This window comes from Pararhizobium sp. P1_E7 (genome assembly GCF_056405855.1).
The window spans coordinates 1-9,767 of the sequence record NZ_JBFUBH010000086.1; the positions used below are offsets into that span (position 1 = coordinate 1).

The window sequence follows — 9,767 nt, forward strand, 5'->3', positions numbered from 1 at the left end:
CTGCATGCCCTGCAGGTAAACGTTCGCGGCGGTCGCCTGCCGGAGCCGGAAGCCAACGGCAAGCGCTACCTCAAGTTTCCGCTCGATGTATTACAGGGAGCAGCATGGGAATGACCACCGTCCTGAACACGATAATGAAGGCGGGGCTTTCCCCAGCCGAGATGGCCAGCCGGGTCGGAGAGGTGGCAAACCTCCTGAAGACACTATCCCATCCGGCGCGCCTCATGATCGTCTGCACGCTCGTGGAAGGCGAGTATTCGGTGGGTGAGCTAGAAGAGAAGGTCGGCATCCACCAGCCGCATCTTTCGCAGCACCTGACGGTGCTGCGAAGCTCCGGGATTGTCGAAACGCGGCGAGAGGGGAAACAGATCTTCTACCGCCTGACGGAAGAGAAGGCCGCGCAACTGGTCGCTGCCCTCTATGACATCTTCTGCGCAGGGCAAGGCGAATGAGCGTGTATCTCCAATCTCTGCTCGGCGGCATACTAATCGGCGCATCGGCTGTCATGCTTCTGCTTCTCAACGGCCGGATCGCCGGGATCAGCAGTATCGTCGGGCGTCTCACCCAAGGCGTCGGCCTGACCACCAATCTTGCCTTCGTCCTCGGGCTGCTGCTCGGGCCAGTCGCCTACCTGCTCGTGATCGGCGGCTGGCCAACCGTGCAGATCACCGCCGGCTGGCGGCTGATCATCCTCGCCGGGCTGCTCGTCGGCTTCGGCTCGCGCATGGGATCGGGCTGCACCAGCGGGCACGGCGTGCTCGGGCTTGCCCGCCTGTCGCCGCGTTCCATTGTGGCGGTCGCCACGTTCCTGGCGGCCGGCATGGCCGCCGTCACAATCCTGCGAGGTGTAGGACTATGAACCGGAAAATCTTCCAATTCGGGGCCGCTCTCGCCTCGGGCATCGTCTTCGGTTTCGGTCTGTCCCTCTCCGGCATGCTTAACCCGGCCCGCGTCCAGGGTTTCCTCGACGTCTTCGGCGCGTGGGATCCGAGCCTTGCCTTTGTTCTCGGCGGCGCCGTCGTCGTCGCCTTCATCGGCGTGCAGGTGATGAAGCGGATGCGGCATCCAGCCTTCGACGACAGCTTCCATGTGCCGACGAGCCGACGGATTGACTCCCCGCTGGTCATCGGCTCGGCCTTGTTCGGTTTGGGCTGGGGGATCGGTGGCTTCTGTCCTGGCCCTGCGATCGCGTCACTGTCGGTCGGCCTTTCTCAGTCTTCTTTGTTCGTCATCGCCATGCTGGTCGGGATGACCTTGCATGATAGGGTGTGGAGCACACGGACGTGAGCACTTCGATCCTCGCGGCGGTCGGCTCCGGCGGGATCGTGGGCTTCATGCTCGGCCTGCTCGGCGGCGGCGGCTCCATTCTGGCCACTCCACTGCTCCTCTACGTCGTTGGCGTGACCCAGCCGCATATCGCGATCGGCACGGGTGCGCTTGCGGTCTCCGTGAACGCCTTTGCAAACTTCGCAAGCCACGCCATCAGGGGGCACGTCTGGTGGCGGTGTGCAGTCGTCTTTTCCGCGCTTGGCGTCATCGGCGCGCTTGCCGGCTCCAGCCTCGGCAAGGCGATGGACGGGGACCGACTGATCTTCCTGTTCGGTGTGCTGATGGTGGTCGTCGGCGCGCTGATGCTTAAGCCCAGGAAGGCGTTGGCGGTCGAGTGCCGTCCCGTCGACCTGCGGATGTGCCTCGCAACATCGGCCGTGGCACTTGCCGTCGGCGCTGCCTCCGGGTTCTTCGGCATCGGCGGTGGCTTCCTGATCGTTCCCGGCCTGATGTTGGCAACGGGGATGCCGATGATCAACGCGATCGGCACCTCGCTCCTCGCTGTCGGTGCGTTCGGACTGACGACGGCCCTGAACTATGCCAGCTCAGGCCTGGTGGACTGGTGGCTCGCCGCCGAGTTCATCGGCGGCGGCAGCGTCGGAGGCGTGCTTGGCATGCTGCTCGCCACACGGCTCAGCGCCTACAAGAACATCCTCAATCGCCTGTTCGCAGCGCTCGTCTTCGTGGTCGCGAGTTACATTCTGTATCGGAACTGGGGAACGTTGATGATTGACTGAGCGCACACTGATGACGGCTACGGGCAGAATTCCAGACTCTGCGGACAATCTCTCCGAAGTCCGCTTTTCACTTAGTTCGCCTAACAGGGGACGGTCAGCAACCGGCCCCGAAGCGGTCACTCATCGGCTTGCCATGCATGTCTTGTATCGGCGCGCGAAGCGGCCACACCCCCCTTCGGGTACCCGCTGCCGAATTCCGCCCTTTCCCCAAACCCTATCCCTCTCCCGTGCAGGGGAGCCGATGATAGCTGTCACTGGCCTTGGCACCATCCGTGTCGCGCGCCATCCCATGACCGGGCAAGGTCTTCCTTGATCAAAACAACCCCTAGCGAATTGCCCGCACGAGACACGGTTCGAAGTTTGCGTCCATACTTGTCTTCATCCCGGAACCCGGCTGCCAGGGAGAATTTTCCAGCGTTGAGCAGCGTCAGTAGGCGGGATTTTGCCGCTTCACCTTTGAGCCGTTCAGCCTCGCACCGGGGCGGGCTGAGCTCAGGCGTATCGATATCGGCGATGCGGATTTTCTCGCCCCCGAACCAGAAGGTGTCGCCATCGACGACGCAGTTCGTCCGACGGCTGTCGCTGCACAACACGAATGGCGCAGACAGCGTATCTTGCCCTGGTATTTTCGCGAAGGCAGCGATGCTGTCGAGATGGCCGCTGCGATCGAGATACAGCCAGCCGGCGGCGCCGATCACCACGGCCCAGACAATCGCGGTCGGAATGCCTCTGCCGCGATCGGAACGGTGACGAGGCGGCGTCGAGCGCGATGCGTTGATGCCGGCGCGATTGTTCGCGACCTTCCGATTTTTCCTGAACGGTATGACCTTCTTTTCCACCAAGCTTTTATCCCTCTTCACCGGCAGACGTTACAGTCGGTTTGGTTTCATCGGCGTTTACCGCAGGCGTCGAATTCGAAGCTTACTTCCCCCTTCCGCCCATCGAATGAAACCGGTTCTCGCCGACGCAGGCCCTCATATCAGCCCGCCGGAACCAGATGGCGCGGCCGCATCTGAGCGGCGCATTGCCGGCTGTGAACACGATCTGTTCGTCCGCCCGCATACGCAGAACTTCGTGCGGCTGGATCAGCGGTCGTGCCGCGAGCTGCTTCGAGCGCGTTCGCGACGATCCCTTTGTTTGGAAACTGCGGCTGACCTGGTCGATCTCGACCGTGGTCATGCCGCAGCGTTTCGATATGTAATCGGCGGTCTCCGGATCGTTGATCGCGGCGAACGAAATCCAGCTGGCGCTCTCGAACCACTTGCTTGCCGCATCGCGGCCACCATAGGTCTCGCGCATCTGGCCGATCGACTGATAAATCATCGTGAGCGTGATTCCGTACTTGCGGCCGGCATCACGCGCGGTTTCGAGGATCCGCATGTAGCCAAGGCGGGCGCCCTCATCGAGGAGAAACAGTGCGCGTCCCTTGAGCTGTCCGTCGCGATTGTAGATCGCGTTGAGAAGTGAGCCGATGACGACGCGTGCGAGACCCGAATGGGTCTCCAGCGTCTTGAGGTCGATGTTGATGAAGACGTCGGCGTTTCCTGCGGCGATGTCGCTGGTCGAGAATTTCCGTCCCGACACGAGGGCGGCATAGTTTGGATAGGAAAGCCAGTGCGTCTCCTTGACCGCATTGGCATAGACACCGGAGAAGGTTTCCGGCGTCATGTTGACGAAGGCTGCGACATTCTCCTTCACGAAATCCGAGCCGGAATTGTCGTAGATGTCTTGCAGCCGCTTGCGCAATGTCGGTTCCGGCTCCGAGAGATTCATGCGCACCTGCCGAAGCGTCTGGTCGGTCTCATCCGTGTGGCCGGAAAGGCAGACATCGGCGATCAGCGCTGTCAGCAGCTGCAGCGCCGATGCGCGAAAGAAATCGTCACGGACACCGCGCGCGCCGCCGCTGTCGCTCATGATCCATGACGCGACGGAGGCGATATCCTCTTCCTTCGTACCTCCAAAACGGCCGACCCAGTCCAGGACGTTGAAGCCGACGTCCGGCTTCCTTGGATCGAGGACGAACACATCCCTCCCCGCTCCGCCGCGATGCGAGGAGACCATCGGTGCGACCTCGTTCGATGGATCCAGCACGATCAGCGTGCCGCCCCATTTGAGCGCCGTCGGGATCGTCACGGACGTCGTCTTGAAACCGCCGGAACCGGCAAAAACGATCCCGTGCGACGAGCCGAAGGAGCCATCGAAGCACAGTAACGGCGACTTGCCGCCGGCGCCCCAGGTTTCCGCGTTGTCGGATCGAAACGCTTGTGATGCAACGCTGTCCTTGTCGACCCGATAATGCTCGCCGATGACGATACCGCCAGTATCGGGAAACAGCTTCGCCGCTTCCGTCAGTTTCATCCAATCCGCTTCGCCATGGAGCGCCCGCTTGCCCTGAATGCGTTTCGGCTCGGCCCGTGCGAACGCCGCATTGCCGATGAGCACAACGCGGAGTGCGAAGCAGGCACACACGAGTGCTGCGCCCGCTCCGATCGCCGTTGCTGTATCGAGATAGGCCAAGACCGAGTTGTCGGCGTTAAGCGCCTTCGTGAAAGCGGCAAGGCGCATCGTTTCGCGTATAGCCGCGATCAGGATCGTCTCGCTGCATCCGGCAAGGACACCCCAACCTGCCTGCTTGATGTTGATCGAGCCGGCGTTCGCGAACAGGAACAGAATTCCGATCGCGCTACTCACCACATAGGGCAAGGCGATCCCCGCCCGCCCCCATGCCAGTCGTGCGGCCTCGGTCTTTCCGAAGCCTGAAAGCCACTGCTCGATCCCGGTCATTCCGATGACGACAAGGATCATCAACGTCCCTGGCACGACGACGAGCGCAATCCTATTGATCGTCATTGCCGAAGGCCTCCACGCCGATTGCCGTAAGCCTGGAGCGCTCGCCCTCATCGCCCTTCATGCGGCGAGCGGCATCGACCAGGGCTCCCAGCAACAGGGCACGCTTCTCGTAGCGCAGACCGGCCTTGACGATCAGGCCGCCGAGCTCGATCTTTTCGCGCGTGTCCCTCTTGCGGGTGTCGGATGTCATGGTCCTTGCCATGCGCTCAAGCCTCGCCAGCGCTGCCCGCGCCCGCGCCAGACGCGTCCGCCCCGGTCGATGCCTGTCCGCTGCTCTCGCCGGTGCCCTTCTTCCCTCCGGTCGTAGCGCCCTTCTCTCCCCCTTGGCCTCCGCGAAATCGCTTGGTCAATTGCTCAAACGCTGCCTGAAGTTCCGCCTCGTCGATTTCGATCTCGCCAAGGCCCGCCTTGAGCGCGAGCCTGCCGATCCGCTCGGCTTCCCGTGTCTCGGCGATCTTGAGCTGTTCCTGCAGCTTGGCGATTTCGTCGCGGATTTTCGAGGATGGCTTCTTCATGTCCGATCGTCTCCTGGGTGAGAAAGCTTGTCTTTCGAACCCAGTTTTTCGGAACAGAGTGCGGAACGCACTACTGTGAATCCTACAATCGCCAAGGGCGATGCTTTCGGGAATGATCCCGGCCGTTCCGAAGGAGCGGCTTCCAAGGGCGCAATTATACGTCGCTGACGCGACGTGTTGCTGAGAGAGCCTGGCGGGCTGCCGCTTCCGACGAACTTTTTGATTTCGTTCGCAACCGGGAGAAAACTCCGCCGTGGCCGTCCCTCACTTCTCCGTCAGCGTCGTCGCCCGCGGCTCCGGCCGCAGCGCCGTCCTATCGGCGGCCTACCGGCACTGCGCCAAGATGGAGTTTGAGCGGGAAGCCCGGACGATCGACTACACGCGAAAGCAGGGGCTCCTGCATGAGGAGTTCGTCGTTCCAGCCGACGCGCCGGAATGGGTGCGCAGCTTGATTGCCGATCGCTCGGTCGCCGGCGTATCCGAGGCCTTCTGGAACAAAGTGGAAAGCTTCGAGAAGCGATCCGACGCGCAGCTCGCCAAGGACGTCACCATAGCCCTGCCGCTCGAGCTGACGGCCGAGCAGAATATCGCGCTCATGCGCGACTTTGTGGAGCGGCACATCACCGCGCAGGGCATGGTCGCGGACTGGGTCTATCACGACGCCCCCGGCAATCCGCACGTCCACCTCATGACCACATTGCGCCCGCTGACCGAAGACGGTTTCGGTTCCAAGAAGGTCGCGGTGCTCGGGCCGGATGGCAAGCCAATCCGAAATGACGCCGGCAAAATCGTCTATCAGCTGTGGGCCGGTAGCACTGAGGATTTCAATGCGTTTCGCGACGGCTGGTTTGCCTGCCAGAACAAGCATCTGGCGCTTGCCGGCCTCGATATCCGCATCGATGGCCGCTCCTTCGAAAAGCAGGGTATCGACCTCGAGCCAACCATTCACCTCGGCGTCGGCGCCAAAGCCATCGAGCGCAAGGCCGAGCAATCCGACCACAAGTCGGAGACCTCGACTCCCAAACTCGAACGCATCGAGCTTCAGGAGCTGCGCCGCAGCGAGAACGCCCGCCGCATCCAGCGCCGTCCGGAGATCGTGCTCGACCTAATCACGCGGGAGAAGAGCGTCTTCGACGAACGCGATGTTGCGAAGGTGTTGTATCGCTACATCGACGATGTCGCTCTGTTCCAAAGTCTGATGGTCCGCATTCTGCAAAGTCCGGAAGCGCTCCGGCTCGAACGCGAGCGGATCAACTTTGCGACAGGTATTCGGACCCCCGCGAAGCACACCACGCGCGAGATGATCCGGCTTGAAGCCGAGATGGCCAATCGCGCGATCTGGCTGTCCGGCAGCGCCTCCCATGGCGTCCGTGAGGCGGTGCTGCAGGCGACCTTTGCGCGCCATTCCCGTCTGTCGGATGAGCAGCGAACGGCGATCGAGCATGTCGCTGGGGCCATGCGGATCGCCGCCGTCGTCGGCCGCGCAGGGGCCGGCAAGACCACGATGATGAAGGCTGCCCGCGAGGCGTGGGAAGCGGCCGGCTATCGTGTCGTCGGCGGCGCATTGGCGGGCAAGGCGGCTGAAGGATTGGAGAAGGAAGCGGGCATCCAATCGCGCACGCTGGCGTCGTGGGAGCTTCGCTGGAACCAAGGTCGCAACCAGCTCGACCACAAGTCGGTCTTCGTGCTGGACGAGGCCGGCATGGTGTCGTCACGCCAGATGGCGCTGTTGGTCGAAACCGTGACCAGGACCGGTGCCAAGCTTGTCCTTGTCGGCGATCCGGAACAGCTCCAACCGATCGAAGCGGGTGCCGCCTTCCGCGCCATTGCCGATCGCATCGGCTATGCGCTGGCCGACAAGTTGGTAAAGGCCGAGCTCGAAGGTTTCGCCAAAGCGGTTTCCGAGCGCTTCGGAGAGCGGACCTTCCTGGCTCTCGCCGCGAAAGACGCGATCGGCAAGACCTTCGAGACAGTCACATCGGGCATGACGGCCAGCCAAAAGGCTGAGGTCCAGTCCGCGTGGAATTCCATGCGGACGGTTCAGCAACTTGCCGCGCACGAACGCACCACCGAAGCACTGAAGCAGGCCGAGACGCTGCGACAAACCAGGAGCCAAGGGCTCTCGTTGAAATGACGGCAGGGGCTGGAACGCGCCCGTGATTACCGCGCAACAACGACAAGCGGCACGGATCATTTCGATGGCTGCACTGGCCGCCATCCTGGCGATCGTCACTGCCTTCGCCGGTGGTTACCGTCTCAATCTGACGCCGAGCGAGCCGCTCGGGCTGTGGCGCATTGATCCGCTTTATCGTGCGGTGGCTGTCAACGACCTGGTGTTCATCTGCCCACCGGAATCGGCGGAGATGCGGGTGGCGAGRGCCCGCGGCTATTGTCGTTCCGGTTCTTGCCCGGGCGGCGTTGCGCCGCTCATCAAGACGGTGATTGCCGTTGCAGGACAGCATGTCGAAATCGGTGCCAGCGTAAACGTGAACGGGCGGAAAGTTTCCTCTTCCAGTCTTGCGTAACGAGACGGAAAGGGACGGCCGTTGGCGCCGTTTCCGAGTGGCATTGTACCGCCGGGATTTATCTTCCTGCATTCTGCGTTTCCTGGTTCCTACGACTCCCGATACTTCGGTCCGTTGCCCGCTTCGGGCATTCTCGGCCTGGCGCAGGAGGTTCTCACCTATGCGCCGTGATTACCTTCGACCTATGCTGCTGATTGTCACTTCGATCGCGATCGGCGCGATGGGATGGAGCGGGCAAACGCTGCAGCGGCCATCCGACGCGGGCAAGGATGCGCTCGAATCGAAGATCGGTCACCGTGACAATCTCGGTGTAGCCATTCGCCATGCACCATTCGATGATGCCCGCGAACATGGTCAGCGTCGCCTCATGGATCGAGCCGTTTCCCCGCCCCTCCTCGAGAGCCGTGTCGACGCAGAAACGGGAACTCTCGACCATCGCGGCATGCCCGTTGAGCTGACCATCGGGGAGAAGTGACGGGAAGACATCCGCCACCATTGTGGGACCGATGGCCGGAAGAAGTCGGGCGCAACCCGCGACGGCGCCCTCGTCTGTCGTCGTCACAATGTAGGTGGGATGGAGCTTGTCGAATTCATCTGTTTCGCCACCGTCTCGAACGGAAACGTCCCAGCCAAGCCGTTCCCCGAAAACACGGGCCCGAAGCTTATGTTGAGCGTCAACGAGCCGTCTATCGTGCTCGGATTTGAGGATTGCAACGACCGATGCCAGCATATGTAATTCTCCGAGGTTAAGTACCGTCGGGTAATGAGCACAGATCGGAATCAGCGGGCAGTTGTAGGATTCGACATGGTCGCTACGAGGTGAGTCGCGGTTCGCGAGGGATGTGGCGCTCCAGAGACCCCTAAACTTGTCGGCGTTAGACTGTTCGGATTTGTAGGATTCACAGGAGAACAAGTCGAGATCAACGGACCGGGTATTTGAGGCTAACTCCCGGAGCAGAAAAGCAAAAAACCGAATAGCTTCATGCAGATTGTCCCCAGTCGCTAACCTTTTGTTAACCCTAAACTTCTGGACCAGTTCGGAGAATCGTGTTCTATCTTTGGCGGGCGATGGCCGGTAAACCGGTAGAAAGCCGACAAGAGGGACAGATGGCGATAGCAAACCGAGTAGAAGCAGTTGTTGGCTCGAAGGAAGATGCCGGCAGCAAAATCATGCGCCATGCCGGGCTTCTGTCCGGGCAATTGCAGCAGCTCAGAACTCGTATGTATCCGCCAAAGTCGGAAAAGACGCTCCGTCCGTTTCTGACCAACGAAGTGTCGAAGCTAACATCGATACCTGATTCCACGCTAAAGCTCATGTCCACCGAAGGACGTGGACCGGTTCCCAGCAGGCTGGAGAATAATCACCGAGTCTATACCCTGGGCCAGATCAACGAGTTGCGCGAGCTGTTCGCCAAGCAGAAGCCGGTAGACGCCTTACGATTCCTCCCTCGCCGTCGTGCCGGCGAGCATCTCCAGGTTCTTGCGATCGCCAACTTCAAGGGCGGCAGCGCGAAGACGACAACTTGCGTTCACCTTGCCCACTATCTCGCCCTTCATGGATATCGTGTGCTCGCACTCGACCTGGACCCTCAAGCATCCTTGTCGGCTTTGTTCGGTGCTCAGCCAGAAGTTGATGTCGGGTCGAATGAAACGATCTATGCCGCTTTGCGTTACGACGACGCCGAACGTCGTCCCATCCGCGATATAATTCGCAAGACATATTTCGATGGCATTGACCTCATTCCTGGCAATCTTGAAGTCATGGAATATGAGCACGAAACGCCACGGATCTTGGCGAACAAGTCCAGCTC

Annotated in this window: 11 protein-coding genes and 1 pseudogene; 7 read left to right on the top strand and 5 right to left on the bottom strand. The window is 61.3% G+C overall.

The genetic code is table 11. From position 1 onward, the window contains the following. Positions 1-104 precede the first annotated feature (104 nt). From bigR to AC1D17_RS25965, 4 genes are read left to right on the top strand one after another with little or no spacing between them, the layout of a single operon-like run. Positions 105-452 carry a sulfite-sensing transcriptional repressor BigR gene (bigR, locus tag AC1D17_RS25950; RefSeq protein WP_477568154.1) on the top strand — a complete coding sequence of 116 codons (348 nt, stop codon included), beginning with the start codon at positions 105-107 and terminating at the stop codon, positions 450-452. Continuing rightward, entirely contained in the window at positions 449-859 is a 411-nt protein-coding gene (locus AC1D17_RS25955; RefSeq protein ID WP_477568155.1) for a YeeE/YedE family protein, read from the top strand. Before bigR ends, AC1D17_RS25955 begins: the two co-directional genes overlap by 4 nt. Continuing rightward, complete coding sequence (locus AC1D17_RS25960) at positions 856-1,287, top strand: DUF6691 family protein (protein WP_477568156.1); 432 nt, start codon at positions 856-858, stop codon at positions 1,285-1,287. The genes AC1D17_RS25955 and AC1D17_RS25960 overlap by 4 nt, the downstream gene beginning before the upstream one ends. Then, positions 1,284-2,066: a sulfite exporter TauE/SafE family protein gene (locus AC1D17_RS25965; RefSeq protein WP_477568157.1), complete on the top strand. Its 783-nt coding sequence runs from the start codon at positions 1,284-1,286 to the stop codon at positions 2,064-2,066. Before AC1D17_RS25960 ends, AC1D17_RS25965 begins: the two co-directional genes overlap by 4 nt. 251 nt (positions 2,067-2,317) lie before the next feature. Here AC1D17_RS25965 and AC1D17_RS25970 read toward each other — a convergent pair whose 3' ends face one another. The 4 genes from AC1D17_RS25970 to traC form a co-directional block, all read right to left on the bottom strand. Continuing rightward, the gene (locus AC1D17_RS25970; protein ID WP_477568163.1) at positions 2,318-2,743 is read right to left on the bottom strand and encodes a thermonuclease family protein; all 426 of its coding nucleotides are present in this window, start codon (positions 2,741-2,743) and stop codon (positions 2,318-2,320) included. A gap of 244 nt (positions 2,744-2,987) precedes the next feature. Then, a complete protein-coding gene (gene traG / locus AC1D17_RS25975; RefSeq protein WP_477568158.1) occupies positions 2,988-4,916 on the bottom strand; it encodes a Ti-type conjugative transfer system protein TraG in 1,929 nt (642 codons plus the stop codon). Further along, a complete protein-coding gene (gene traD, locus AC1D17_RS25980) occupies positions 4,903-5,118 on the bottom strand; it encodes a type IV conjugative transfer system coupling protein TraD (protein ID WP_477568159.1) in 216 nt (71 codons plus the stop codon). Before traD ends, traG begins: the two co-directional genes overlap by 14 nt. Positions 5,119-5,122: 4 nt before the next feature. Continuing rightward, a complete protein-coding gene (gene traC / locus AC1D17_RS25985; protein ID WP_477568160.1) occupies positions 5,123-5,431 on the bottom strand; it encodes a conjugal transfer protein TraC in 309 nt (102 codons plus the stop codon). A 253-nt stretch (positions 5,432-5,684) separates the two neighbouring features. On the opposite strand from traC, the gene traA reads away from it, so the two are divergent. Together traA and traF are read left to right on the top strand one after the other, a co-directional pair. Further along, the gene (gene traA, locus AC1D17_RS25990; RefSeq protein WP_477568161.1) at positions 5,685-7,565 is read left to right on the top strand and encodes a Ti-type conjugative transfer relaxase TraA; all 1,881 of its coding nucleotides are present in this window, start codon (positions 5,685-5,687) and stop codon (positions 7,563-7,565) included. A 64-nt stretch (positions 7,566-7,629) separates the two neighbouring features. After that, a pseudogene (gene traF, locus AC1D17_RS25995) lies at positions 7,630-8,127 on the top strand (conjugative transfer signal peptidase TraF). Here traF and traI read toward each other — a convergent pair. Further along, positions 8,111-8,686 (bottom strand): acyl-homoserine-lactone synthase, encoded by a 576-nt coding sequence (gene traI, locus AC1D17_RS26000; RefSeq protein ID WP_477568162.1) that lies wholly within the window; start codon positions 8,684-8,686, stop codon positions 8,111-8,113. The pseudogene traF and the gene traI overlap by 17 nt on opposite strands. Positions 8,687-9,024: 338 nt before the next feature. Between traI and AC1D17_RS26005 the strand changes: the two genes are divergently transcribed. After that, the coding region (locus tag AC1D17_RS26005) for an AAA family ATPase (protein WP_477568164.1) at positions 9,025-9,767 on the top strand (743 nt) is incomplete at its 3' end.

Coding starts and splice junctions, on each gene's coding strand:
- bigR (WP_477568154.1), top strand. CDS start 105: ATGGGAATGACCACCGTCCTGAACACGATAATGAAGGCGGGGCTTTCC.
- traG (WP_477568158.1), bottom strand. CDS start 4,916: ATGACGATCAATAGGATTGCGCTCGTCGTCGTGCCAGGGACGTTGATG.
- traC (WP_477568160.1), bottom strand. CDS start 5,431: ATGAAGAAGCCATCCTCGAAAATCCGCGACGAAATCGCCAAGCTGCAG.
- AC1D17_RS25960 (WP_477568156.1), top strand. CDS start 856: ATGAACCGGAAAATCTTCCAATTCGGGGCCGCTCTCGCCTCGGGCATC.
- traI (WP_477568162.1), bottom strand. CDS start 8,686: ATGCTGGCATCGGTCGTTGCAATCCTCAAATCCGAGCACGATAGACGG.
- traD (WP_477568159.1), bottom strand. CDS start 5,118: ATGGCAAGGACCATGACATCCGACACCCGCAAGAGGGACACGCGCGAA.
- AC1D17_RS25955 (WP_477568155.1), top strand. CDS start 449: ATGAGCGTGTATCTCCAATCTCTGCTCGGCGGCATACTAATCGGCGCA.